We start from the raw sequence: 25646 nt of genomic DNA on the forward strand, positions 1-25646 counted from the left end.
CCGTCTTGTATCCGCCGGATGCGGCATCGCCGAGCGCCCTTGCCGAGTCACGGAAGTTGCTGCACGAATCGGTCTCGTGGATTTTTCGACCAGCGTCGTGCTGCTCTCCGACCCAAGAATGTCGCTCGTGAGTATGGCCAACTCCGGCGGGATTTCAAAACGTCCGATACTCCCGGCTCCCACAGGTGGACCGGCTTTGACCTGTACACCCGAGTACGCCTGGCCCACCGCCCATGGCGCGACTTTACTCGGCTACCCATCGGTGGTGGTCAACGCGGGTTAGACGCCTGCCCGGCGCCAACCGTCGGCGGCGCGGGCGGCCCGGATCAGCACGTCGCACAGGTCGCGTAGTTCGGCTGTCGCGGCCCCCTCGTCGAGCGCCGTGGCGACATCCTCCGCCGCGCATCGCACCTGGTAAACGCGATCCGAGAGGTCCGCAGCATCCTCGGCCGACAGCACCACCGCGTCAGGAGGCAGGGCCCCGGCCTCACCCCGATTCAAAGAGGCGCGTTGCTCGTAGGCGCGTTGCCGGCAGGACTGCCGGCAGTACTGGCGGCGACGGCCCATCCCGGCGTCGGTCACGTCTCGACCGCACCAGCGGCACGGGTGGGGGTGGGCACGGCGGGGCACGCCTGCCGACTTTAGTCGGCCGCTTTTCACAATCCCGTATCATGGGAGGTCGCGTCGCGTATGCCGCGTGTCGGCCTGGGAACTACGCAGACCGTCATAACGTTTGCTAAACGGGACAAGAATTGCACCACAGCCCAGAGGATCTAAAGGAGTAGCACGCATGGCCGATCGCGTTCTGAGAGGCAGTCGCCTTGGAGCCGTGAGCTACGAGACTGACCGCAACCACGACCTCGCGCCGCGCCAGATCGCGCGATACCGCACCGAGAACGGCGAGGAGTTCGAGGTCCCCTTCGCCGATGACGCTGACATCCCCGGCAGCTGGCTGTGCCGCAACGGCATGGAGGGCACCCTCATCGAGGGCGACCTGCCCGAGCCGAAGAAGGTCAAGCCACCGCGCACGCACTGGGACATGTTGCTGGAGCGCCGCTCGGTCGAAGAGCTCGACGAGTTGCTCAAGGAGCGCCTCGATCTGATCCGGTCGCGCCGCCGCGGCTGACCCAGCGCCGCGCCGCGGCGCGATTGATCACGTGCGGTTGTTGGCCCGGATTGCGCGGGGACGCGTGCTTCGCCCCTCGATGCCCCATCGAGTGACTTTGACCAGCGCCTCGCGGATGTTGGATCCGCTCATCTTGGAGACGCCGAGTTCCCGCTCGGTGAAGGTGATCGGTACCTCGGCGACGACGAACCCGTTGCAAACGGTGCGCCAGGTCAAGTCGATCTGGAAGCAATAGCCCTTGGAATCCACGCCGTCGAGGCCGATCGTCTCGAGGACTTCGCGGCGATAGGCCCGGTAGCCGGCGGTGATGTCATGGACGCCAATGCCGAGAGCGACCCGCGCGTAGGTGTTGGCCGTCCACGACAGCGCCCAGCGCCGCCACGGCCAATTTCGTACCGCCCCCCCGTCGACATAGCGTGACCCGATGGCCAGATCGGCGCCGGCGTCGACCGCATCGAGCAGCAGGTGCAACTGTTCGGGCGCGTGGCTGCCGTCGGCGTCCATCTCGACGAGCACCGAGTACTCCCGACTCAAGCCCCAGGCGAAACCCGCCAGGTATGCCGCGCCCAGGCCGTCCTTCTCCGTCCGGTGCATCACGTGGACGCGATCGGGGTCGGCCGCGGCCAGCTCGTCGGCGAGCTGGCCGGTGCCATCGGGGCTGTTGTCGTCGACGATGAGCAGGTGTGCATTGGGGCACGCAGCTATCAGGCGCCGGTGAATCACCGGCAGGTTCTCCAGCTCGTTGAACGTCGGGATGATCACCAGGACGCGCTCGCTGGGACGGTTGCCCGGGACCCGGGGCGCCGGCTGGCCGGTGGTCATGTAGCTCCTCTGTCTCGCCCGAAATCGGGTAGGCCGCCCTCCTCGGGCGGAGTGTCGTCATCGCCGCCCTCGTCCGGCGCATTGCCTTGCGCGGTCTCCGCGTCGCCCTCATCGGGCGGGGGTTCGCCCGGGGGCTTACCGGCGTCTTCCGATTCACCGCGAGGCCTGGACCTCAGACGAATCGGACGCGCGAACCATCCATTGTGCCGCATAGCGACCAGAATGACCGCGCCGGCCGCCGCGACCAAAACCCACTGCAGGATCGGACCCCAGCGGGTTGCCGGCGTCAGCTTCGTCTTGAGGCGCACCTGCATGTCCAGGTAGGCGGGCTCGAAGAAGTCGGTGCGGACCAGCTCAGCGCCGTCCGGGGCGATCACCGCGCTGATCCCGGTGGTTCCGGCGACCACGACGTAGCGGTCGTGCTCCACCGCCCGGACCTTGGCGAACGCCAGCTGTTGTTCGCTCATCGTCTGGTTGAAGGTCGCGTTGTTGCTCGGCACGGCCAGCAGCTGGGCGCCGCCCAGGACCGCCTTTCGCGGGGCCCGGTCAAAGATCACCTCCCAGCAGGTGGACACCCCGACCGGCACCCCGGCGATGTGCACCACGCCGCTGCTTTGGCCGGGCACCATGTGACCGGCCCGGTCGGCATAGCCGGACAGGTGCTTGAACAGCCACGGCATCGGCAGGTACTCGCCGAAGGGCTGCACGATTTCCTTGTCGTGGCGGTCGGCCGGCCCGGTGACCGGATTCCACACGATCACCGTGTTGGTGTACTGCGAGCTTTCCGGCGTACGCCCGGGCACATCGAGCACGGTGCCGACCAGTATCGGCGCCCCGATCGCCGCGACGGCGCGCGCGACCTGCTCGGCGGCGTCGGCGTTGACGAGTGGGTCGATGTCCGACGAGTCCTCCGGCCAGATCACGAATTGCGGTTGTGGGGCCAGCCCCGCACGCACGTCCTCCGCGAGCCGCTGGGTCTCCCGGACGTGGTTGTCCAGCACCGCTCGGCGTTGCGCGTTGAAGTCCAGACCCAGCCGCGGCACATTGCCTTGCACCGCCGCGACGGTGACCGACGGTTCGCCACCCGCTCCCGCGCCGGCGTGCCGCACCTGCGGCCAGATGATGACGGCGGCGAACAACACCAGGCAGATGCAGACGCCCGGCAGCACCACGGCCGGCGGCGGCGCCGGGTCTTTCGTGGCTGCCGTGTCTGTCGCGCCGGCCGGGTGACCGGTTTTCCACCACTTCGCGATCTCCAGCGCGATCGCGGTCGCGCTGAATCCCACCAGCACGGTCGCCGTGGACAGCAGCGCAACCCCACCGAGCTGAACCAACGGCAGCAACGGACCCTGGGTTTGACCGAACGCGACCGCGCCCCAGGGGAAGCCGCCGAACGGGAAGATCGACTTCAGCCACTCCTGGGCCGACCACACCAGCGCGAACCAGATCGGCCAGCCGGGCAGCCGCCGCACTATGACGGCGCACAGGCCGAAAATGCCGGGAAACAGCGCGCACGTGGCCGCCAACACCAGCCAGGGCACGGCGCCCACCAGGGTGCTGATCCACGGCAGCAGTGGCACGTAGAAGGCCAGCCCGAACAGGAATCCGTAGCCCAAACCACCCGCCGGTGTCGTGGCCGGATGCTGGAGCACCCACGCCAGCAGCGCGGCGGCGACAACGGCGGCCCACCACCAGTTCAAGGCGGGGAAGCTGGCGCAAAGCAGAAGACCACCCCCGATGGCGAGCAGCAGTCGTGGCAGGCGTGGCCGCAGCGCGGCCCAAACGCCGGGCAGTCGTGCGATCACCGCTGCGTCAAGCCCCGCGAGGGCCCGGCGCGCCGCGGCGCCCAACCGTTCGGCCGGGCTCGGCGCGTCGGGTGCGGCAGGGAGATCCGAGGGCTGATCGTCGGGCGCCGCCGGTTCTATGTGGACTTCGACGGGCTCTTCCTCGTGCTCGGATTCGGCCTCTTCGCTTATCGGGTCGGTGCGCCTGCGGGCGCCGCCGGGCGCGGGGTCCTGGTCAGATCGCTCGTCGCGGCCGAACCACTCCTTAGCCATGGATGACAGCGCCTCGATGCACGGTTCGACGGCAACGCGGCAGGGCGTCGGTGGGGCCCAAGCGCGGCAAGGCGGGTACCCGGGAGCGCGGATCGGTGGACCAGCGCTGGACGGCGTCGCGAGGCGCGTGGACGTCCAGGGCCCCTGCGTCCCACACCGCATAGGAGGCCGGCGCGCCGGGCACCAGGGTTCCCGCCTGGCCGTCGCGCACGCCGCTCGCCCGCCAGCCGCCGCGGGTGGCGGCCGCGAACGCGGCCCGCGCCGACACAGCGCTGCCCGGAGTGTGGTGATTGACCGCCGCGCGCACGCTCACCCACGGGTCAATGCCCGTTACCGGGGAGTCGGAACCTAGCGCGAGGGGCACGCCTTGGGATGCTAACAGCGCAAGCGGGTTGAGTTGACTGCCTCGTTCGGCGCCGAGCCGCCGGGCGTACATGCCGTCGGTGCCGCCCCACAGCGCATCAAAATTGGGCTGCACACTGGCGATGACGCCCCACGCGCCCAGTTTGGCGGCCTGGTCGGCGGTGACCATCTCCAGGTGCTCGAGGCGGTGCCCGCAGCGGGCGACGGCGGCCACCCCGAGGTCCGCGACGACCCGTTCCAACGCCGCGACCGCCGCAGAGACCGCCGCGTCGCCGATGACATGGAAACCCGCGGTCACCTCCGCCTCGGTGCACGCCCGCACATGGGCTTCGACGGTGTGGGGGTCCAGGTGGCAGGTGCCGACGCGGTCCGGGGCGTCGGCATACGGCTCGTGCAGCCAGGCGGTGCGCGACCCGAGCGCCCCGTCGACGAAGAGATCGCCGGCCAGCCCGCGGGCCCCCGTCTCGTCTCTTAGCGCCCGCGCCTCCGCGGCCGTGGTCACCGCCTGGCCCCAGTAGCCGATCACCTCGACGCCGCCCACGAGATCACGCAGCCGCAGCCAGTCGTCGAGCCCGCCGATTTCGGGGCCGGCGCATTCGTGCACCGCGACGATGCCGGCCGCGGCGGCGGCCCGCAGCGCGGCCGTCCGGGCGTCGGCCAGCTGTTGGGGGGTCAGCTGGTCCCGGGCGACGGCCCGGACCAGGTGGTGGGCGTCACCGACCAGCGGCCGCTCGGGGGCGAAACCGGCCGCCGCGGGCAAATCCGCGACCAGCCGACGCAGCGCCGTCGAGGCCAGCGCGGAGTGGACGTCGACGCGAGTCAGGTAGGCGGGCCGGTCACCGAGGACGGCATCCAGTTCGGCGGTGGTCGGCGGGGTGTTCTCGGGCCACGATGATTCGTCCCAGCCATGCCCCCACACTGGCTGTCCCGGGTGGGCGGCCGCGTAGTCGGCGACCAGCTGGAGGCACTGGGCGCGCGACGCGGCGGGTCGCAGGTTCAGGCCGCTGAGCATCAGGCCGGTCGCGGTGAGGTGGATATGGCTGTCCACGAACCCCGGCGCCACGAAGCCGCCGTCCAGGTCCTCGACGTCGGCGCCGGGGAACTGGCTGCGCCCGACGTCGTCGCTGCCCAGCCAGGCGATGACGTCGCCGCGGACCGCCATGGCGGTGGCGTCGGGATGGGTCGGGCTGTGCACCCGCCCGTTGACCAGCAGTGTGGTGGATGCCTCGGTCACAGGCCAAAACTACGTGCGACGGTGCCGCAGGTCAGTCCCGCCCGGCGACGATGCGCGCCGCGCGGCGGTGGCCGTGGAGCCGGGCAATCAATCCCAAGCCGGATTTCCCGGGTGTCCACCGCGGATATCGCTCGGCAGGGGTCGCGGCGGCGTGAAGTCCCTGACGTCGATGACCTCGCCGTCGATGTAGTTGCGGCCGTCGCCGGCATAGCCATCATGGGTGTCGGCTCCAGAAAACGTCGCGTCGGTGATCAGCGGCGCCCGCCGCCGCAAGCCACGCATCCCCATCGCGGTCAATCCGGGGCCGGCGACCTTCCGTATCGGCGGGATCAGCAACAGCAGCCCCAAAGCCGTGGTGACCACCCCCGGAACGAGGACCAGGGCGATGGCCAGCGTGACCAGCGCCCCATCGCTCGCCGCGCTGCGCGGCTCGATCAGCCCGGACCGCAATTGCCCGATCTGGCGGATGAGCTGCGACCCCGCCATCGGGGCCAGGAGGCCCCACCCGAGCACGAGCGTGGCCAGCAGCGCCAGCAGCGTCCAGCCCCACCCGACGGCCGAGACCAGCGCGACGACCGCCGCGAGCTCGACGACGGCATAGATCAGCAACAGCCGCGACATCATGTGACGCCAACGTCCGCGGGCCGCTGTGGAGTTCCCCTGGTGGCGCCCCGCGCGGCTGCAGTTAGATGACGTTATGACAACGATTCAGATCGACACCCCGGACGGATCGATTGATGCGCTGTTGAACCTTCCCCAGGGACAAGGCCCCTGGCCGGGCGTGGTGGTGATCCACGACGCGTTCGGCTACCGGCCGGACAAGGAGGCCACCAACGCACGCATCGCCCAGGCCGGCTATGTGGCGCTCACGCCGAACCTGTACTCGCGGGGCGGCCTCGTCCGCTGCATCACCAGGGTCATGCGGGAGCTACTGACACAGCGGGGCCGCGCCCTCGACGACATCGTGGCGGCCCGCGACCACCTCAAGGCGATGTCGGAGTGTTCCGGGCCCGTGGGCATCGCGGGCTTCTGCATGGGCGGCCAGTTTGCGCTCGTCATGTCGCCCAAGGGTTTTGGCTCCTCCGCGCCGTTCTACCCCACTCCCCTGCCCCGCAACCTCAGCGACACTCTGGACGGGGCGTGCCCGATCGTCGCGAGTTTCGGCGGCCGTGACCCGCTGGGTAGGGGCGCCCCTGACAAGTTCCGCGAGGCGACCGCGGCAAAGCAGATAACCACCGACATCAAGGTCTACCCCGGCGTCGGGCACAGCTTCGCGAACACCCTCCCCGCCCAGCCGCTGCTTCGCATCGCGGGTTTCGGCTACGACCAGGCCGCCACCGATGACGCGTGGCGCCGAGTCTTCGCCTTCTTCGGCGAGCATCTGACGGCGGGCACAACGGCGTAGCGTGGCGGCGGATCTATAGAGGTATGATGCGGCACTGAAATGTGTTGTGTCACTTCAACTTCTGCGACACGACGGCCGCGAAGGTGTGCGTGTCGCCGGGCCAGCGCGCCGACACGTAGCTGCCGTCGTCAACGACGAATGCCGGCCGCGAGTCGCTGGCCGTGTCACGCACCATCCCCGATGACTTGAGCCACCGGTGCGGCGTGGCGCTGCCGACATCGCGGAAGTCCGTCGGATCCTCAAGGGCGCGAGTGACTTCCGACTGAACGGACATGTACCCGGCGGGCTGACCGGGGTCCTCGGTATAGGTCCGGTAGTAATCGCGATCCCAGAATCGGGTGATCCGCGTGAGCCGCCAGGCCAGGCGCTCCATTGCCCACGTCAGCGCCGTGGTCTTGCGCCCGTACAGCACCGAGCGACCGGTGGTGGGATCGACGCTGCGCGCCGCGAGCAGCGCGCCGTGACAAATCGCTGCCACGATCAACCCACGGGCAAAGGCGTCCACGACGAGCCGCTGTAGGACGTCGCTGTCGGTGTAACTGCGCATTCCCCGGGCACGATGCCCGCCCGGCAACAGCAGCGCGTCGATGCCGTCCAGGCTGGCTTGTGACCAGCTGACCGGATGCTGGTACTCGGCCGAGCGCAGCATGTCCCGATACGCGCTGCGACCGTCGCTGTTGGCCCGCAGCATCAGCCCGACGACCGGGACGCTGCCCAACACCGGCAGCGCGGACCATAAGTCCAACCCGCGGCCGGTCACCATGATGTCGTCGGCGACCCCGGGGGCGCCGCTTTCGGTGGCGAAGACCACCCGGTGGCCGTCCCGGGCCAGCACCCTCCAGCTGACGGCGACCTCGGTCGGGTCGAAGTCGCGGTCCGGGATCGGGATCAGGACGGTGCCCATCGTTGCCCGCCGAGTCGTCTTAGCCCGGCGACACTTTGAGCTCGAGGCCGACGTTGTTCTCAATGCCACCGCGCAGCTTGCTGAAGAGGTTGAAGACCTTGCCGACGATGCCGTACCGACTGCCGATCGCGTCGTAGACGGCGCCGGTTTGCGACTTGTCGAGGATCGCCGCGGTGCCCTCGACGGCCTCGCTGGTCGGGCGGCCGCGCATGGTGCAGGTGGCCAGCGTCACGCGGGGCGTGTTGGGGATCCGCTTGACCTTCCACGATTTTGCCTCGGTGATGACGAGCAGGCGGTCGCCGTCGGCCGCGGCCCAGATCGGAACCGGCTTGGGCTTGCCGTCCTTGGTGAAGGTGGTCAACAGGATGTATTGCGCCTTGGCGAGATCGGCGAAGGTGGGCCTCACGGTGTCAACTTACCGCCGAGCGAATGCATCGTTGACATTCGCATCCATCGGCTGCAATAGTCATCAAGCGTTAAACGTAAATCGAGTTTTCATTTAAGGGCCTTGTAGCACCGACCGGAGTGGGGAAACGTGGGCGACCCGAACGAGCCGCCGGCGTGGTTGCCGTTCTCGATTGCCGAGGCGGCGGTGTCCGGGGACCCCGTCAACGTCGACCTGGCACAGGCTTGGTCGTATCTGCTGGACCGGCTTCGCGAGGCCGCCCAGGTCGTCGAATCCGACCCGGCGAGCCGAAACCGAGCCGATCTCGCCGCGGGTGTGCGACATCTCCTCGTGCTGCTTGCCGCGGGCATCGATGAGGTGTTGCGGTTCGATCCGGATCCGGTCCCGTTCGTCCAACGCACCACTACCGATGACGTCGTGACCTGGGGGATGGAGTGTCCGGACTGCATTTACGCCCGTGCCGTGCTGCGCGGCGGGCAGAGTTACCGACTGTTCGGCAATCGCGGCACCGCCCGCTACGTCGGATTGCAGACGATGAGCGGCATCGCGGCAACGGCGAACGAACTGGTCGACGAACTCGAGGTGGATGCCGACGGAAACTTCGAGGTGGTGCTGTCAGCCTCCGAAGAGACGGGGCGCACGGGCAATTGGATGCGTATCGACGGCGAGCATCCCACGTTGACGGTGCGGCACTTCTTCTACGACTGGGACACCGAGGTGGCATCGTCGCTGCGCATCGAGCGCCTCGGCCGCGCGGTAGAGGCCACCAGCCGTCCGGTCGATCCGGACGTGGCGGTGACGAGGCAGCTGGTCGCCCTGGGCGACTTCGTCCGGGACAACCTGGCGTTCTTCTTGCAATTCGGCGCGGCGGCTCCAGCGAACGGGTTCTTGCCACCGATCGACCGCACCGATATCGGGGCCGCCGCGGAGAACAGGCCGGTGATCGGCCGGTGGGAGCTGCGCACCGGGGAGGCGCTAATCGTCGAAGTAGAACCGCCCGAGGGGATTTACTGGAGCTTTTCCATCGGCAACCCGTGGTGGGAAACCATTCATTACGGGCGCCATCAATCCAGCCTGAACGCCCATCAGGCCGCGGTGGATTCCGACGGCCTCGTGCGGGTGGTGCTGTGCGCTGAGGATCCCGGGGTTGCGAATTGGCTCGACACCGAGGGCCACAGCAACGGACCGATCATTCTGCGTTGCGTGCGCACCAAAACGGCGCCGACACCGACGACGCGAATCGTGCCCGTCGGCGATATTCGGGCGGAATTGCCTTCGGACACCGCAATCGTCACCCCCGAAGAGCGGAGATCCATCCTGGTGGCACGCCGCCACGCTGTGCGCGAAAGGTTCGGACGATGACCTTCGACGCTGATGAGTTGGAGCAAGGCGCTTGCGCCGCAACCGGACTCGATGATTTCGGTTCGCCCTACTATCGCGAGGGCCTCGAACGCATCGTCGAAGCGCTGAACACCGGGGCCGACCTCAACGACATGGGCCGCGTCATCCAGCACGCCACCATCAGCAACGCCCTGATCCAACGCCTCAAGATCGAGGACGCGTACGCTCACCACCCCGAGATCGACGACCAGGTAGTCGGCGGACCCGTCTTCGTCATCGGTTTACCCCGCACCGGGACCACCGCGCTGAGCCAACTGGTGGCTGCCGATCCTCAGTTCCGCTCGCTACGCATGTGGGAATCCCAGGCGCCCACGCCTCCGCCGGAGGCCGCGACCCAGCACAGTGACCCGCGGATCGCGCAGGCCGAGGCCGGCCTGAACATGCTCCACGACATGTTCCCTCTGATGAAGACCCTGTACAACTCGGAGCCCACGGCCCCCACCGAATGCCAGGACCTGATGGGAATGAGCTTTCGTACCTTCCACTTCGACGGCGTCGTCCGCGCACCCGGGTATCTGGCGTGGCTGATGGATTGCGACATGCGCGAGACGTACACCTTTCACCGGCGAGTGCTCAAGCTCCTGCAATGGCACTGCCCACCGGTCCTGTGGCATCTCAAGACCCCCGTGCACATGTTCGCCCTCGACGCGCTCGTCGAGGCATATCCAAACGCCAAGTTCCTGTGGAGCCACCGTGATCCGGCCAAGGTGATGGCCTCGGTGTGCAGCCTTATCCAGTACGTGCGCAGCTGGAGTAGCGACCGCAATGACGCCAGGGAGCTTGGCGCCGAGCAGCTCGGCAGCTGGGTCGAAGGCGTGCGGCGGGCAATGGAGTTCCGCGCCCGGCACGGCGACGAGCGATTCGCCGACGTCTCCTTCGCCGACTTGCAAACTGATCCGGTACGCACCCTGCAAACCAGTTACGAGACTTTGGGTTTGACCTTTACCGATGCCACTTTGCGTGCGGTCACGCGATGGGCGCGGGAACATCGACCGGGCTCGCGCGGTACCCATGACTACGAGCTGGCCGACTACGGCCTGACCCCCGGAGGTGTTCGTGAGCGGTTTGCGGACTACCTCGCCGCCTACGATGCGACGGGCTGACCCCGTGGGCACTCCTCGCACGCGTCGACGCGACAAACTGGCTCCAGACCCAACGGTGCGCCGCGAGATTCTGGCTGCCGCGTCAACGACTCTGCGGGAGCAGGGAGTTCGAGGCGTCAGCATCGCTACGGTTCTAGAACGCGCGTCATTGGGCACCCGGGCGTTCTATCGGCATTTCGACTCCAAGGACGAAATGGTGGCCGCGCTCTTCCTTGAAATGGCGCGGGTGGAGGAACGGCGACTACGGCGGCGAATGGCTTCTGCTACCACGGAGATCGGCGCGGTGGCGGCGTGGATCGACGGACGACTCGACTTGGCGTTCGACGACAACATCAAATCCGACTTACGCCGCGTGTCGCTGGAGGCCCAATCCCAGATGTTCGCCTCCCCCGACCTTGTCCAGCCGGCGTACGAGCAGTTGCTCAAGCCGCTGAGCGGAGTGCTTCAACGCGGCCTGCAGCGCGAAGTGTTCCGTCACATCGATCCGGTGACCGACGCGCAGGCCATCCACGCCGTGGTGTGGGCGGCCATCGAGCGGCAATGGGCGACCGGCGATTGTGACCGCGACAGCGTCCGCCAACGCACGCTTCGTTTCTGCTTGGGCGGGCTGGGTGTGACGGCAAAAGCGATCGCCCAGGTTTAGCCAACCACACACAAACCGGAGGGAGACACCGATGGACCTGGGCTTCGCGGGATCGACGGCCGTGGTCACGGGCGGCAGCAAGGGCATGGGGCTGGCTATCGCCGAAGCCCTTGCGGCCGAGGGAGTCAGCGTCGCGGTGATGGCGAGAAGCCAAGGAGCGCTCGACGCCGCCGTGTTGTCGCTGCGTGCGGCGGGCGCTCCGGATGCCGTGGGGATCAGCGTGGATATGGCTGATCCCGAGTCCATCGCCGATGGCTTCGCCGCACTCTCCGAGCGTTGGGGGCGACTCAACAGCCTGGTCCACACGATAGGACCGGGTGACGGCTATTTCGAGCAGATGGACGACGCACAATGGGACGAAGCGTTCGCGCTCGGCACGATGTCGGCCGTGCGATCGATCCGCGCCTCGTTGCCGTTGCTGCGCTCCGCGGATTGGGCCCGCATCGTGACGCTCTCTGCACACTCGATTCAGCGGCAGAACCCGCGCATCGTCGCCTACACGGCAGCGAAGGCGGCATTGACCAGCCTCACCAAGAACTTATCGAAAAGCCTTGCCAAAGAGGGCATTCTGGTTAATTGCGTGTGCCCCGGGACCATTGTGACTGCCAGCTTCACCGAGGTACTCAAAGACGTCCTCGCCGCGGATGGCCTCGACGCCACCAATCCGGTCGATGTCATGACCTGGATCGACAACAACTTTCACCAGCCCTGCGACCTGGGTCGCGCTGGACTTCCCGAAGAGGTCGCTTCCATTACCGCCTACCTGGCGTCGCGGCGAAACGGTTACGTCACGGGGGCCACGGTCAACGTGGACGGCGGATCGGACTTCATCTGAGTGTGTCCCGCGAGCAGACGGAGGATCGCACTAGGACGCCCGGCGCAGTGCGATACTGCGTCTGCTCGGCGCGCTCAGCCTTCCAGGTCACCCTCGGTTTCGAGCAGCGCCCGGCGCAGCCCGTCGAGGGTTTCCGGTTGCGGCTCCACCCACATGCCGCGGCCGGCGGCCTCCAGCAGCCGTTCGGCCATGCCGTGCAGCGCCCACGGGTTGGATTCGGCCATGAACTTGCGGTTCTCGGAATCCAGCACGTACCGCTCGGTCAGTTGTTCGTACATCCAGTCGGCCATCACGCCCGCGGTGGCGTCGTAGCCGAACAGGTAGTCCACGGTCGCCGCCATCTCGAACGCACCCTTGTAGCCGTGCCTGCGCATCGCCGCCATCCACCGCGGATTGACCACGCGGGCGCGAAACACCCGGGTGGTCTCCTCCGACAAGGTCCGGGTGCGGATCGCGTCGGGCCTGGTGTTGTCGCCGATGTAGGCGGCGGGCGCCTGCCCGGTCAGCGCGCGCACCGTGGCGACCATGCCGCCGTGGTACTGGAAGTAGTCGTCGGAGTCGGCGATGTCGTGCTCACGGGTGTCGGTGTTCTTGGCGGCCACGGCGATGCGCCGGTACTGGCGGTTCATATCTTCGGTGGCAGGCCGACCATCCAAACCGCGCCCGTAGGCAAACCCGCCCCACGCGGTGTACACCTGCGCGAGGTCGGCGTCGTCGCGCCAGTTGCGGCTGTCGATCAGCTGCAGCAGTCCGGCACCGTAAGTTCCGGGCTTGGATCCGAAAATCCTCGTGGTGGAACGGCGTTGGTCACCGTGCTGGGCCAGGTCGGCCTGGGCGTGCGCGCGCACATAGTTGTCCTCGGCGGGTTCGTCGAGCTCGGCGACCAATTGGACCGCGTCGTCGAGCATGGTGACGACGTGCGGGAAGGCGTCCCGGAAGAACCCCGAAATCCGCACGGTGACGTCGATGCGCGGGCGGCCCAGCTCTTCCAGCGGAATCGGCGCCATGCCCACGACGCGCCGCGACGCGTCGTCCCAGACCGGTCGAACGCCCAGCAGCGCGAGGACTTCGGCGATGTCGTCGCCGGCGGTGCGCATCGCCGAGGTGCCCCACACCGACAGCCCGACCGACTGCGGCCATTGCCCGCGGTCGGTCCGGTACCGGGCCAGCAGCGAATCAGCCAGCGCCACACCGGCTTCCCACGCCAGCCGGGACGGCACCGCCTTGGGGTCCACGGAGTAGAAGTTGCGCCCGGTCGGCAGCACGTTGACCAGGCCGCGCAGCGGTGACCCCGAAGGGCCGGCCGGGATGAAATGGCCGTCCAGCGCTCTTAAGACCTGATCGATTTCGTTCGCAGTGCCGGCGAGCCGGGGCACCACTTCGGTGGCCGCGAACCGCAGCACCGCCGCGGCTTCGGCATTGTCGGTGAGCTTTTCGGCGGCGTCGGGATCCCAGTCAGCCGCCTGCAGAGCCGCGACCAATCCGCGGGCGGTGGCCTCGGCCCGGTCGACCGACGACCGTTCGTCGGTGCCGTCCTCGGCCAGGCCGAGTGCCTGCCGCAGTCCGGGGATGGCCTGCTCGCCGCCGAACAGCTGGCGGGCCCGCAGGATGGCCAGCACCAGATCGAGTTCGGTGTCCCCCGTTGGCTTCTGACCCAGAACGTGCAGCCCGTCGCGGATCTGGACGTCCTTGATCTCGCAAAGCCACCCGTCGACGTGCAGGATCATGTTATCGAAGGCGTCCTCGGCGGGCCGTTCCGTCAGCCCCAGGTCGTGGTCCATCTTGGCGGCCCGGATCAGCGTCCAGATCTGCTGGCGGATGGCGGGCAGCTTGCCGGGGTCCAGCGCCGCGACGCTGGCGTGCTCGTCGAGCAGCTGCTCCAAACGCGCTATGTCGCCGTAGGTTTCGGCGCGCGCCATCGGCGGGATGAGATGGTCGACGAGCACGGCGTGCGCGCGCCGCTTGGCCTGGGTTCCCTCGCCGGGGTCGTTGACCAGGAAAGGGTAGATCAGGGGCAGGTTGCCCAGCGCGGCGTCGGGTCCGCAGGCCGCCGACATGCCCAGCGTCTTGCCGGGTAGCCATTCGAGGTTGCCGTGCTTGCCGAGGTGGACGACGGCGTCGGCGTGAAACCCGGCGTCAAGCCAGTGGTAGGCGGCCAGGTAGTGGTGACTGGGCGGCAGGTCCGGGTCGTGGTAGATGGCGACCGGGTTTTCCCCGAAGCCGCGGGGTGGCTGGACCATCAGGACCAGGTTGCCCGCTCGCATTGCGGCGAAGACGATCTCGCCGTCGGGGTCGTTGCTGCGGTCGACGAAGAGGTTGCCGGGCGCCGGGCCCCAGTGCTTTTCAACAGCATCGGCGAGCTCGGCGGGCAGCATCGCGAACCAATCGCGATAATCCTTGGCGGACACCCGAATCGGATTTCCGGCCAGCTGCCCTTCGGTGAGCCAATCGGGATCTTGTCCGCCGCGTTCGATCAACGCGTGAATAAGGGCATCCCCGTCGTCGGCCTCGACGCCGGGCAGATCGCCCACCTGATACCCGCGTTCGCGCATCGCGCGCAGCAGCGCGACCGCGCTCGCCGGAGTGTCGAGCCCGACCGCGTTGCCGATGCGGGCGTGCTTGGTCGGATAGGCCGAAAACACCAGGGCCACCCGCTTATCGGCCGCCGGGACATGGCGCAACCGCGCATGCCGGATCGCCAGCCCCGCGACCCGCGCGCAGCGTTCCGGATCGGCGACATAGGAGATAAGCCCGTCGTCGTCAATCTCCTTGAACGAGAACGGAACCGTGATGATGCGCCCGTCGAACTCGGGCACCGCGACCTGGCTGGCCACGTCGAGCGGGCTCAGGCCGTCGGCGTTGTCGCGCCATTGCTCGCGCGGGCTGGTGAGGCACAGGCCCTGCAGGATCGGGATGTCCAGGGCCGCAAGATGTCCGACGTTCCAGCTGTCATCGGAACCACCAGCCGCCGCCTCCGCGGGCCTCAGTCCCCCGGCGGCCAGCACGGTGACCACCATGGCGTCGGCGTCGCCGAGCCGGTGCAGCAGTTCCGGTTCGGCGGTGCGCAGCGAGGCGCAGTAGAGGGGTAGCGCGCGCCCGCCGGCGTCGTCGATGGCCCGGCACAGCGACTCGATGTAGGCGGTGTTGCCGGCGAGCTGCTGGGCGCGGTAGTAGAGCACGGCGATGGTGGGGCCATCGGCATTGGTGGCCTTGGGCCGCTGCAGCTCTCCCCAGGTCGGCGTCACCACCGGCGCGGTGAATCCGAAGCCGGTCATCAGCACCGTGTCCGAGAGGAAGGCGTGCAGCTGGCGCAGGTTCTCCACGCCGCCGTGGGCGAGGTAGATGTGCGCCTGCACCGCGATGCCGGCCGCCAGGGTGGACAGGCCGGTCAATTCGGCGTCGGCGGCCTGTTCGCCGCTGACCAGAACCGTCGGGAGGCCGCTGCCGATCACCGCGTCGATGCCGCTCTGCCAGGCGCGATAACCCCCGAGGATCCGCACGACAACGATCGACGCGTCGGTGAGCAGGTCCGGCAGCTCCTCATCGGAAAGGCGCGACGGGTTTGCCCACCGGTAGTTTTTGCCGCTGGAACGGGCGCTGATCAGGTCCGTGTCGGACGTCGACAGCAGCAGGATCGTCGGCTCAGCCACTTGTCATTCGTACCGCAGCGTCGCCGCGATGCGCGCGGCGACCTCACCGGCCACCTCGAGCGCCCGTCCGCTCCGCGCGGGCTCGTAGCGATCCGCGACCGGGTCGTAGTCCGCGCCGGCGATCGACCCGTGATCGGCGGCCAGCTCCACCAGCTCCACCGGCCAGCCGATCTGTTGGAGGTCCGCCGCGAACGCCCTGCTGGCGGTCACCGGTACGGCGTCGTCGGCGAGGCCGTGCAGCAAGGTGAACGGCGAACCGATGCGGTCGGCGGACAGCATGTCGGTAGGCGGGCGACCGGAGATCGGATCGGGAACCATGAAGGCGCCGGCCAGGCAAACCGTATGCGCGAGGGCGAGGTCGAAGCGCGCCGCATCAAGCGTCAGGGCCGCCGCCGCACAACCGCCCAAAGACCACCCGACAAGCACCAAGGCGTCGGCGAGGTTGCGGGTGAAGTCAAGTGAACGCAACAGGTCCGCACGCCCGCCGTCGTCGGCGTGCGAGTTCCAATCCGGCGCGACAACCACCGCACCGTGGCCGGCGAGCATGCCGGCCAGGGGCCGGACGGCGGCGCGGGCGTCGGTCTGCATGCCGTGCCACAGCAGGATCGCGGGCCGCGTCGAATCGCCGAAGACATCGGCCCAACGTCCCGGGGCGTACTCCAGCGTCCTCACGGGCAAGAGGGTGCCCAAAGCAAGCCGGATCCGAACGTGCACTCAGCGCGAAAAATTCGCCGGAAGCTCGCAACGAATACACGTTCGGCGCGAAACGGGAGCGCGAAGTCGTACCGTGGGCGGGTGGTCAGAGCCCGCGACACCGACGCCTGCCCGGGCGCGCTGCAGGTGCATCAGGCCGCCGACGGCGCGCTGGTGCGGGTCCGGCTGGCCGGTGGCCGGATCGCCGCCGCCCAGCTGGCCGCGCTGGCCCACGTCTCGGGAGAGCTTGGCTCGGGAACGCTTGAGCTGACAGCCCGGGGCAACGTGCAACTGCGCGGGATCACCGATGTGACGGCGGTTGCGGAGCTGCTCACACAAGCCGGGCTGTTGCCGTCGCCAACACATGAGCGGGTCCGCAACATCGTCGCGTCGCCGCTCTCGGGCCGGACGCGCGGGCGCGCCGATGTGCGCGGGTGGGTGAGCGAGCTGGACGCGGCGATTTGCGCCGAACCCAGGCTGACGGAGCTGGGGGGCCGGTTCTGGTTCAGCCTCGACGACGGCCGCGCCGACGTGTCCGGCCTGGGCGCCGACGTCGGCGCGCACGCGCTGGACGACGGCGTCGTCGCGCTGCTGTTGGCAGGGCGGGACACCGGCGTCCGGCAGGCCGTCGCCAACGTCGCGCAGTCACTGGTCGCGCTCGCGGTGCGGTTCATCGAGGTACGCGGGAAGGCTTGGCGCGTAAACGAATTGGCCGACCTTGCGGAGTTGTTGCCCGGCGCCGAACTCGGTGCGGCTTTTCCACCCGTCACCAGACCACCAGTGGGCTGGATCGGCCAAGATGGCGGCCGGGTGGCGCTAGGCGCCGCGGTGCCGCTGGGCGTGCTGCCAGCGCGGGTCGCGGAATATCTGGCCGCCATCGAGGCCCCGCTCGTGATCACGCCGTGGCGATCGGTGCTGGTGTGCGATCTCGACGAGCGAGTCGCAGACACCGCGCTGCGCGTGCTGGCGCCGTTGGGCCTGGTTTTCGACGAGCAGTCCCCCTGGCTGAGCGTCAGCGCCTGCACCGGCAGCCCCGGCTGCGAGCACTCGGCCGCCGACGTGCGGGCCGACGCGGCGGCGTCGTTGGACGCGGATTCCGCCGTACACCGTCATTTCGTCGGCTGCGAGCGCGCGTGCGGCAGCCCGCCCGTCGGTCAGGTTCTGGTCGCGAGCGGACAGGGATATCGACTGCTACGCACACAGAGCCCTTAGGGTGAGCGGGTGCTCGACTACATCCGCGACGCGGCGGAGATCTACCGCCAGTCGTTCGCGGCCATCCGCGCCGAAGCCGACCTGACGCGCTTCCCCGACGACGTCGCACGGGTCGTGGTGCGGTTGATCCACACCTGCGGACAGGTCGACGTCGCCGACCACGTTGCCTACACCGACGACGTGGTGACACGTGCCAGCGCCGCCCTGCGTGGTGGTGCCCCGGTGCTCTGTGATTCGTCGATTGTGGCCGCCGGGATCACCGCCGCGCGGCTGCCCGCCGGCAACGAGGTGGTGTCGCTGGTGGCCGATCCGCGCGCCGCCGAACTGGCCGCACGCCGGCACACCACACGCTCGGCGGCCGGCGTGGAGCTGTGGGCCGACCGGCTGGCCGGCGCGGTGCTGGCCATCGGTAACGCGCCCACCGCCCTGTTTCGGCTGCTGGAGCTGATCGACGAGGGAGCCTCCCCGCCGGGGGCGGTACTCGGTGGGCCGGTCGGATTCGTCGGGTCGGCGCAGTCCAAGCAGGAACTCGTCGAGCGTCCGCGCGGCATGTCCTATCTGGTGGTGCGAGGCCGCCGCGGCGGCAGCGCCATGGCCGCCGCCGCAGTCAACGCGATCGCGAGCGACACCGAATGACCGTGCGCGGCACGCTGTGGGGAGTCGGATTGGGGCCCGGGGACCCGGAATTGGTGACGGTCAAGGCCGCCCGGGTGATCGGCGAGGCCGATGTGGTGGCCTACCACAGCGCCCGGCACGGTCGCAGCATCGCCCGCGGAATCGCCGAACCGTATCTGCGGTCCGGTCAGATCGAGGAACACCTGATCTATCCGGTGACTACGGAGGGGACCGACCATCCCGGCGGCTACGCCGGCGCGCTCGAAGACTTCTACGCCGATGCCACCCGGCGCATCGCCGACCATCTCGATGCCGGTCGCGACGTGGCGCTGCTCGCCGAGGGCGATCCGCTGTTCTACAGCTCGTACATGCATTTGCACACTCGGCTGACGCGGCGGTTCAACGCCGTCATCGTGCCCGGTGTCACGTCGGTGAGCGCCGCCTCGGCGGCGATCGCGACACCGCTGGTGGCCGGCGACGAGGTGCTGTCGGTGCTGCCGGGCACCCTGCCCGTCGGCGAGCTGACCCGGCGGCTCGCCGACGCCGACGCCGCGGTGGTGCTCAAACTGGGCCGCTCGTATCACGCTGTGCGGGAAGCACTTTCAGCATCAGGACAGCTTGACGACGCATTCTACGTGGAGCGGGCCAGCACGCCCGGACAACGCATCCTGCCCGCCGCGGAAGTGGACGAGGCCAGCGTGCCGTACTTTTCGCTGGCCATGCTGCCGGGCGGCCGGCGGCCGCGCGAGCAGTCGTCGCGGGCGGGAACCGTCGCGGTGGTGGGCCTGGGACCCGGTGACCTCGATTGGATGACGCCGCAGAGCCGACGCGAGCTGGCCGCCGCGACGGATCTGATCGGCTATGGCGGCTACCTGGACCGCGTCCCGGTCCATGACGGCCAGCGGCGCCATCCCAGCGACAACACCGACGAACCCACGCGTGCGCGGCTTGCCTGCGCGCTGGCCGAGCAAGGGCACACCGTCGCGGTGGTGTCGTCGGGCGATCCGGGCGTTTTCGCGATGGCGACCGCCGTGCTGGAAGAAGCCAAACAGTGGCCGGGAGTGCGGATCCGGGTCATTCCGGCGATGACGGCAGCGCAGGCCGTCGCCAGCCGGGTCGGCGCTCCGTTGGGTCACGACTACGCGGTGATCTCGTTGTCCGACCGACTCAAACCTTGGGACGTGATTTCCGCGCGCCTGACCGCCGCGGCCGCCGCCGATCTGGTGCTGGCCATCTACAACCCGGCGTCCAAGGCCCGGACCTGGCAGGTCGCGGCGATGCGCGACGTGCTGATGGTCCATCGCGAACCCGGCACTCCGGTGGTGATCGGGCGCAGTGTTTCCGGGCCGGTGGCCGGGCCCGACGAAGACGTGCGCGTGGTGCGCCTGGCCGATCTCGACCCCGCCGAGGTCGACATGCGCTGCCTGCTGATCGTCGGGTCCTCGCAAACCCAATGGCATTCAGACGATTTCGGTGACCGGGTGTTCACGCCTCGGCGCTACCCCGGCTGAATCGGCGCCCTCTCCGTTACCCCTCGAGCCATCGCCAGACGCCGTTAGTCGGCCATGTTCGGCGAGTGGTCGCCCCAGCCATTGGGCAGCATCGGTAACGTCGGGCCGTCGCTCGACCTTTGGCCAGTTAGCGTCATCAACCCGGCGGGCCGGGACACGCCGGATTTGGTTGCGGTTCCGGCAAACCCGATCGGCCCGCGCTGCTCAGCAATGTGGAGTGCACCTCGGGCGGCAAGGCGATCCAGATCGGGGCGGTCACCGTCGGGGGCCTTCGGGCAGGAACACGAATACCTCTTCGGTGGATGTCGTGGCGGTGAGGCTTGCCTCCAGTGGTCGGTTTGCCGGACGGTTTGGTTCCCACCGCCTCTTTCCCCAGGCCTTTGCGCGGCGACCGGGCATGCGCAACGATGCAGGGATGCGGTGTGACGTTGCGCGTGAGGCGCTTTCTGCCCGATTGGACGGCGAGCGTCCGCAGGTCCTCGCGCAACAGGTCGATGCCCACCTGGAATCGTGCCGCGCTTGCCGCACCTGGTTGATCGGCGCGGCGGTGCAGACTCGGCGGCTCGCCTCGATCGAACCCGGCGAGGGACCGGACCTGGTCGCAAAAATCATGGCGAGCCTCGATCAGCAGTCCCCGGCGTATCACCGCTCGCTGCGCTGGTTGCGGTCGCACTACCGCCGCTGGGGCCTGATCGGTGTCGGTGTGTTCCAGGTGGCGATCGCCGCCGCCCAGATCAGCGGGATCGATTTCGGCATGGTGTCGAGCCACATGCACGGCGCGATGTCTGGAGAGCACCTGATGCATGAGTCCACCGCGTGGTTGCTGGCGCTGGGTATGGCGATGATCGCCGCGGGCGTATGGCCCGTCACCGCGGTTGGCGTGGCGGCGATCACCGGTGTGTATTCCGTCGCGCTGTTGGGCTACGTCGTCGTCGACGCCTTCGCTGGCGAGGTGACCGCGACGCGCATCGCCAGTCACATGCCCCTGCTGTTGGGTCTGGTCTTCGCGTTGCTGGTGGCGCGCGAGCGGGTGGGGGCCGGGATGCCGCGCAACTCCGATATTGATGCCGACTACCCTGCCCGTGCGTCAGAGGCACCCGGCGGTCGGCGGCACCGGCATCTCTGGCCGATCAACCGCTCGGCTCTCTCTACGACGACCCGTCGTAGACTGACCACGCCCGCACAACTAAGGTGGTTGGCTATGACCGCGTCAAGCGACGACGAGGCCGTTACCGACCTCGCGTTGGCTGCCGCACGCGGGAACGCGCGGGCGCTCGAGGCGTTCATCAAAGCGACCCAGCAAGACGTTTGGCGTTTCGTCACCTATCTCTCCGACGCGAGCACCGCCGACGACTTGACGCAAGAAACCTTCCTGCGGGCGATCGGCGCGATCGAGCGGTTCTCCGGACGATCCAGTGCCCGAACCTGGCTGCTGGCCATCGCGCGCCGTGTCGTCGCCGATCACGTCCGGCACGCCCAATCGCGGCCGCGCACCGCGTCCGGCGCCGATCCCGACCACTTCCTCAGCCGTGACCGCCATGCCCGCGGATTCGAGGACCTGGTCGAGGTGACCACGATGATCGCGAACCTCACCACAGAGCAGCGGGAAGCCCTGTTGCTCACCCAGCTGCTCGGGCTGCCCTACGCCGACGCCGCGGTGGTCTGCGGGTGCCCGGTGGGCACCATCCGATCCCGCGTCGCCCGCGCCCGCGACGCGCTGCTGGCCGACGTGGAGCGCGAGCACCTGACCGGCTAGTCCAGCCCCGCAACCCATTCCGCGGCATCTTCCACCGTGCCCACCGCTGTGACCCCGGCCGGAAGCCGCGGCCTCGCGACCATCACCACCGGAATGTGCAGCGCGGCAGCGGCGTCCAGCTTGGCCCGGGTCATGTCGCCGCCGCTGTTCTTGGTGACCAGCGCCTCGATCCGGTGCTCGGCCAGCAGCGAGAGTTCGCCGTCGTAGCGATACGGGCCGCGCGACAGCAGCAGCTGGTGATGACGCGGCAGCGAGGCGGCATCCGGCGCGGTCACCGCGCGGATCAAAAACCACGCGTCGCTGTCCGCGAAGGCTTGGACGCTTGAGCGGCCGGTGGTGAGAAAAACCCGCGAATATTGTTGCTTTGCAGCGGCTTTCGCCGCTTCGGTGTCGGATTCGACGACTATGGCGTTGCCGGGCGCCCAGGCCGCACGGGCGAGCACCAAATGCGGTAGCCGCAGCGCGGCACACGCTTCGGCGGCGTGCGCCGTCATGGTCGCCGCGAACGGGTGGGTGGCGTCGACGACGGCGCCGATGTGTTCGTCTCGCAGCCAGCGTCGCAGTCCGTCGACGCCGCCGAAGCCCCCGATGCGCACCGGGCCGACCGGCAGGGCGGGATCGGGGACGCGGCCGGCCAGCGAGCTGATGATGTCGACGCGCGGGTGAAGGGTTTTCGCCAGCGCGCGGGCCTCGGCGGTGCCGCCTAGCAGCAGGACCCGCATCAGTGCCGGCTCCCCCGGATCCGCCCGGCGGAATACAGGTAGCTGTCGGTGAATCCCTCGGCGGCCAGCACGTCGCCGACGATGATCACGGCGGTCTTGGTGATGTTGGCGTCGTGAATCTGAGCGGCGATGCCGGCCAGCGTGCCGCGCAGCACAGTCTGCTGCGGCCAGCTGGCGAAAGCCACTACCGCGGCGGGCGTTTCGGGTCGGTAGCCTTGTAATAGTTGTGGGACGATGGTGTCGATCTGGGCGGCGGCCAGGTGCAGGACCAAGGTGGCACCGGATCGGGCGAGCTCGCTCAGCTCTTCGCCGGGCGGCATGGGTGTCGACAGGGTGGCGACCCGGGTCAGCGTCACCGTCTGAGCCACCCCGGGGACGGTGAGTTCGCGCTTCAACGCGGCCGCAGCAGCGGCGAAAGCCGGTACGCCCGGAACGATTTCGTAGTCGATTCCCAGCGCGTCGAGTCGGCGGCACTGTTCGGCCAGCGCACTGTACAGCGAAGGATCACCGGAGTGCAGCCGTGCGACGTCATGGCCCGCGGCGTCGGCGTCGGCGATCTCGGTGACAATCTGTTCCAGCGTAAGAGGGCCGGTATCAATGACTTTCGCGTCGTGCGGGCATAGCGCCAGCAGGTCGTCGGGCATGATGGAGCCCGCGTAGAGGCACGTCGCGCATCTTTCGAGGAGCCGCTGGCCGCGGACCGTGATGAGGTCGGCGGCGCCCGGGCCCGCGCCGATGAAGTACACCGTCACCTGGTCACCGCCCATTGGGTGACCGGCAGCTGCGGGCGCCATCCGGTGAAGTCGCCGAGCGGCTCGCCATGATAGTGCTGGAGGCTCCGAAGCTGGCCACCGAATCGTGAATAGGAATGTGCGAGAAAGGCTTCCGATTCGACGGTGACCGCGTTGGCGACCAGGCGCCCTCCTCTGGGCAGGTTGTCGAGGCACGCCTCGAGTAGGCCGGGTTGGGTCAGGCCGCCGCCGATGAAGATCGCCGATGGCGCTTCGACGCCGTCGAACGCCTCCGGCGCCTCGCCGTGGACGTCGATGCTGACGCCGAAGGCCGCGGCGTTGGATTCGATGTTGGGGCGGCGCCGCTCGTCGCGCTCGAAGGCCGCCGCGCTGCAACCCCGCCAGCTCAGGCACCACTCGACGCTGACGCTGCCCGAGCCCGCGCCGACGTCCCACAGCCGTTCCCCGGGTCGCGGCGCCAGCGCGGCCAGCGTCACCGCCCGGACCCCGTGTTTGGTGATCTGGCCGTCATGGGCGAACGCGTCATCGGGATACGGCGACATGCGTTCGTCGGGCAGGTAGCGGACGGCGATGATGTTGAGGTCGTCGACGTCTTGTGGCGGGTCGTCGGCCCATTGGCGCGCGGTGGCGTCGCGGCGGCCTTCGGTTGGGCCGCCGAGGTTTTCGAGCACGCTGAACTCGGAGTCGCCGCGGCCGTACGCGTTGAGCAGTGTCGCCAGTTCCTTGGGCGTGGATCCGTTTTTCGACAGTACGATTGCCCGCCCGCCGCGGCGCACGGCGGTGTGCGGTTGCGCGGTGACCAGGCTGATCACCTCGGTGTCGTGGGCGTTCCAGCCCATCCGCGCGCACGCCAACGTCACCGACGACACGTGCGGCAACACCCTGACTTTTTCGGGGCCGTACAACCGGATCAGCGTGCCGCCGATGCCGTGCAGCAGCGGGTCGCCGCTGGCCACCACGTGGATGTCCGTTGCGGCTTCGACGGGCAAGGTGTGCAGTGCGGGCAGCATCGGGGACGGCCACTCCCGGCGGCGCGCGACCACCGTGTCGTCCAGCAGGTCGAGCTGGCGCCTGGACCCGTATATGACTGTGGCTCTCTGCAATTCGGCGCGCGAGGTTTCGGCGAGCCCGGCCATGCCGTCGGCGCCGATACCGACAATGACGATCATCGGGGCATCCTGCGCCAGACGAACTGCGGCAGCAGCCGCATCACGAAGAACATCGGCCGCAATGACCACGGGATCCACACGGTGCGTCGACCCTTGGCCAGCGCACGCGCGGTCTCCGCGGCCACTTGCTCGGGGGTGCTCGACAGCGGCGCGGGCCTCATGCCCTCGGTCATGCGTCCGATGACGAATCCCGGGCGTGCAAGGAGTAAGTGCACGCCGGTTCCGTGCAGCGCGTCGGCCAGGCCGCTGGCGAAGCCGTCCAGGCCCGCCTTCGCCGAGCCGTAGACATAGTTGGCGCGGCGCACCCGAACTCCGGCGACCGAGGAGAAGACAACCAGCGAGCCGCGGCCGGCGGTGCGCATGGCGGCGGCGAGGTGCGTGAGCATGCTGACTTCGGCGACATAGTCGGTGTGCACGATGGCGACCGCGTGCTCGGCGTCGGTCTCGGCGCGGGCCTGGTCGCCGAGGATGCCGAAGGCCAGTACGGCGGTGCCGATGGGTCCGTGTTCAGCGACGATCGATGCGACCAACGGGCCGTGCGAGGCCAGGTCGTCGGCGTCGAATTCCCGGGTGTGCACCGCCGCGGCTCCGGCGGCTTTGAGGGTAGCGAGCTGGTCGTCGAGCTGATCGGCTCTGCGTGCGGCCAGCACCACCGTCGCCCCCGGGGCCAGGCGACGCGCGAGCTCGATGCCGATTTCGCTGCGGCCGCCCAGGATTAGTACCGGACCCGCGCCCGTGTCGTCCACGGCTGCGATTATGACCTGCGCTAGCGTGAGCGGTGATGGCGAATACCACTACGCGGCTCACCGACGATGCGTTGGCCTTCCTGTCGGAACGTCATCTGGCCATGCTGACCACGCTGCGGGCCGACAATTCCCCGCATGTGGTCGCCGTCGGTTTCACGTTCGATCCCAAGACCCACATCGCGCGGGTGATCACCAGCGGTGGCTCGCAGAAGGCCGTCAATGCCGACCGCGCCGGGATGGCCGTGCTCAGCCAGGTGGACGGCGCGCGGTGGCTGTCGCTGGAGGGCCGGTCGAAGGTGAACAACGATGGCGATGCCGTGCGTGACGCCGAGCTGCGCTACGCCCAGCGGTACCGCACTCCGCGGCCGAACCCGCGACGGGTGGTAATCGAGGTGCAGGTGGAGCGAGTCCTCGGGTCGTCGGATCTGTTGGACCGGGGCGAGTAGTTTGATTTAATCGGTCTTGGCCAGATGGCTAACCCGCGGACAACAACGGGCGGCACACACCATGAATCGGCCAGT

The 25646-nt window shown here is 68.7% G+C and carries 23 protein-coding genes and 2 pseudogenes; 12 read left to right on the top strand and 13 right to left on the bottom strand.

Annotation, left to right across the window (positions count from 1 at the left end; genetic code table 11):
- Positions 1-279 precede the first annotated feature (279 nt).
- Entirely contained in the window at positions 280-630 is a 351-nt protein-coding gene (locus tag JWP83_RS00525; protein WP_297724545.1) for a hypothetical protein, read from the bottom strand.
- 160 nt (positions 631-790) lie between these two features.
- On the opposite strand from JWP83_RS00525, the gene rbpA reads away from it, so the two are divergent.
- Positions 791-1126 carry an RNA polymerase-binding protein RbpA gene (rbpA, locus tag JWP83_RS00530; RefSeq protein ID WP_297724636.1) on the top strand — a complete coding sequence of 112 codons (336 nt, stop codon included), beginning with the start codon at positions 791-793 and terminating at the stop codon, positions 1124-1126.
- On the opposite strand, the pseudogene lnt reads toward rbpA, so the two are convergent.
- The 3 genes and pseudogenes from lnt to JWP83_RS00545 all read right to left on the bottom strand — a co-directional run.
- Positions 1094-3798: pseudogene (gene lnt, locus JWP83_RS00535) on the bottom strand (apolipoprotein N-acyltransferase); the annotation flags it as partial. The gene rbpA and the pseudogene lnt sit on opposite strands and share 33 nt — an antisense overlap.
- A gap of 199 nt (positions 3799-3997) precedes the next feature.
- Positions 3998-5530 (bottom strand): amidohydrolase, encoded by a 1533-nt coding sequence (locus tag JWP83_RS00540; protein WP_297724639.1) that lies wholly within the window; start codon positions 5528-5530, stop codon positions 3998-4000.
- Between the two features lie 159 nt (positions 5531-5689).
- Positions 5690-6226: an FxsA family protein gene (locus JWP83_RS00545; RefSeq protein WP_297724548.1), complete on the bottom strand. Its 537-nt coding sequence runs from the start codon at positions 6224-6226 to the stop codon at positions 5690-5692.
- Between the two features lie 73 nt (positions 6227-6299).
- Between JWP83_RS00545 and JWP83_RS00550 the strand changes: the two genes are divergently transcribed.
- Positions 6300-7007 (top strand): dienelactone hydrolase family protein, encoded by a 708-nt coding sequence (locus JWP83_RS00550; protein ID WP_297724551.1) that lies wholly within the window; start codon positions 6300-6302, stop codon positions 7005-7007.
- 49 nt (positions 7008-7056) lie between these two features.
- Here the strand turns inward: JWP83_RS00550 and JWP83_RS00555 are convergent, their stop codons facing one another.
- Both JWP83_RS00555 and JWP83_RS00560 read right to left on the bottom strand, forming a co-directional pair.
- Positions 7057-7911, bottom strand: a complete 855-nt coding sequence (locus JWP83_RS00555) for a type 1 glutamine amidotransferase domain-containing protein (RefSeq protein WP_297724554.1) — start codon at positions 7909-7911, stop codon at positions 7057-7059.
- Between the two features lie 19 nt (positions 7912-7930).
- Complete coding sequence (locus tag JWP83_RS00560; RefSeq protein ID WP_297724557.1) at positions 7931-8317, bottom strand: PPOX class F420-dependent oxidoreductase; 387 nt, start codon at positions 8315-8317, stop codon at positions 7931-7933.
- A 129-nt stretch (positions 8318-8446) separates the two neighbouring features.
- Between JWP83_RS00560 and JWP83_RS00565 the strand changes: the two genes are divergently transcribed.
- From JWP83_RS00565 to JWP83_RS00580, 4 genes are read left to right on the top strand one after another with little or no spacing between them, the layout of a single operon-like run.
- Positions 8447-9679 (top strand): hypothetical protein, encoded by a 1233-nt coding sequence (locus JWP83_RS00565; protein ID WP_297724560.1) that lies wholly within the window; start codon positions 8447-8449, stop codon positions 9677-9679.
- A complete protein-coding gene (locus JWP83_RS00570) occupies positions 9676-10821 on the top strand; it encodes a sulfotransferase (RefSeq protein WP_297724563.1) in 1146 nt (381 codons plus the stop codon). The genes JWP83_RS00565 and JWP83_RS00570 overlap by 4 nt, the downstream gene beginning before the upstream one ends.
- A 55-nt stretch (positions 10822-10876) precedes the next feature.
- Complete coding sequence (locus JWP83_RS00575) at positions 10877-11464, top strand: TetR/AcrR family transcriptional regulator (RefSeq protein WP_367185558.1); 588 nt, start codon at positions 10877-10879, stop codon at positions 11462-11464.
- Between the two features lie 31 nt (positions 11465-11495).
- Positions 11496-12299, top strand: coding sequence for an SDR family oxidoreductase (locus tag JWP83_RS00580; RefSeq protein ID WP_297724568.1), 804 nt, complete (start codon positions 11496-11498; stop codon positions 12297-12299).
- 74 nt (positions 12300-12373) lie between these two features.
- Here JWP83_RS00580 and cobN read toward each other — a convergent pair whose 3' ends face one another.
- Entirely contained in the window at positions 12374-15949 is a 3576-nt protein-coding gene (cobN, locus tag JWP83_RS00585) for a cobaltochelatase subunit CobN (protein WP_297724571.1), read from the bottom strand.
- A 3-nt stretch (positions 15950-15952) separates the two neighbouring features.
- Positions 15953-16621: an alpha/beta fold hydrolase gene (locus JWP83_RS00590; RefSeq protein WP_297724574.1), complete on the bottom strand. Its 669-nt coding sequence runs from the start codon at positions 16619-16621 to the stop codon at positions 15953-15955.
- Positions 16622-16744: 123 nt separating this feature from the next.
- On the opposite strand from JWP83_RS00590, the gene cobG reads away from it, so the two are divergent.
- The 3 genes from cobG to JWP83_RS00605 are packed head-to-tail and all read left to right on the top strand — an operon-like array spanning position 16745 to position 19980.
- The gene (gene cobG, locus JWP83_RS00595) at positions 16745-17854 is read left to right on the top strand and encodes a precorrin-3B synthase (RefSeq protein WP_297724578.1); all 1110 of its coding nucleotides are present in this window, start codon (positions 16745-16747) and stop codon (positions 17852-17854) included.
- A 9-nt stretch (positions 17855-17863) separates the two neighbouring features.
- A complete protein-coding gene (locus tag JWP83_RS00600; RefSeq protein ID WP_297724581.1) occupies positions 17864-18490 on the top strand; it encodes a precorrin-8X methylmutase in 627 nt (208 codons plus the stop codon).
- Positions 18487-19980 (top strand): precorrin-2 C(20)-methyltransferase, encoded by a 1494-nt coding sequence (locus JWP83_RS00605; protein WP_297724584.1) that lies wholly within the window; start codon positions 18487-18489, stop codon positions 19978-19980. The genes JWP83_RS00600 and JWP83_RS00605 overlap by 4 nt, the downstream gene beginning before the upstream one ends.
- Before the next feature lie 44 nt (positions 19981-20024).
- On the opposite strand, the gene JWP83_RS31090 is transcribed toward JWP83_RS00605, so the two are convergent.
- A complete protein-coding gene (locus JWP83_RS31090; protein WP_367185559.1) occupies positions 20025-20489 on the bottom strand; it encodes a hypothetical protein in 465 nt (154 codons plus the stop codon).
- Here JWP83_RS31090 and JWP83_RS00610 point away from each other — a divergent pair.
- Positions 20396-21013, top strand: a pseudogene (locus tag JWP83_RS00610) (DUF2275 domain-containing protein); the annotation flags it as partial. The gene JWP83_RS31090 and the pseudogene JWP83_RS00610 overlap by 94 nt on opposite strands.
- A 168-nt stretch (positions 21014-21181) precedes the next feature.
- Positions 21182-21736, top strand: a complete 555-nt coding sequence (sigC, locus tag JWP83_RS00615) for an RNA polymerase sigma factor SigC (protein WP_297724642.1) — start codon at positions 21182-21184, stop codon at positions 21734-21736.
- On the opposite strand, the gene JWP83_RS00620 is transcribed toward sigC, so the two are convergent.
- Genes JWP83_RS00620 through JWP83_RS00635 form a run of 4 tightly spaced genes read right to left on the bottom strand, consistent with a single transcriptional unit; the run spans position 21733 to position 25125 of the window.
- Positions 21733-22458: a cobalt-precorrin-6A reductase gene (locus JWP83_RS00620; RefSeq protein ID WP_297724587.1), complete on the bottom strand. Its 726-nt coding sequence runs from the start codon at positions 22456-22458 to the stop codon at positions 21733-21735. The genes sigC and JWP83_RS00620 overlap by 4 nt on opposite strands.
- Positions 22458-23210, bottom strand: a complete 753-nt coding sequence (gene cobM, locus JWP83_RS00625) for a precorrin-4 C(11)-methyltransferase (RefSeq protein ID WP_297724645.1) — start codon at positions 23208-23210, stop codon at positions 22458-22460. Before cobM ends, JWP83_RS00620 begins: the two co-directional genes overlap by 1 nt.
- On the bottom strand, positions 23207-24379 hold the full coding sequence (gene cbiE / locus JWP83_RS00630; RefSeq protein ID WP_297724591.1) for a precorrin-6y C5,15-methyltransferase (decarboxylating) subunit CbiE: 1173 nt from the start codon (positions 24377-24379) through the stop codon (positions 23207-23209). Before cbiE ends, cobM begins: the two co-directional genes overlap by 4 nt.
- Positions 24376-25125 carry an SDR family NAD(P)-dependent oxidoreductase gene (locus tag JWP83_RS00635; RefSeq protein WP_297724594.1) on the bottom strand — a complete coding sequence of 250 codons (750 nt, stop codon included), beginning with the start codon at positions 25123-25125 and terminating at the stop codon, positions 24376-24378. Before JWP83_RS00635 ends, cbiE begins: the two co-directional genes overlap by 4 nt.
- Positions 25126-25160: 35 nt before the next feature.
- Here JWP83_RS00635 and JWP83_RS00640 point away from each other — a divergent pair, with 35 nt between their 5' ends.
- Positions 25161-25571: a F420-dependent biliverdin reductase gene (locus tag JWP83_RS00640; RefSeq protein WP_297724597.1), complete on the top strand. Its 411-nt coding sequence runs from the start codon at positions 25161-25163 to the stop codon at positions 25569-25571.
- Positions 25572-25646: the final 75 nt, after the last annotated feature.

It is taken from the genome of Mycobacterium sp. (assembly GCF_025965855.1).
GTDB lineage: Bacteria > Actinomycetota > Actinomycetes > Mycobacteriales > Mycobacteriaceae > Mycobacterium.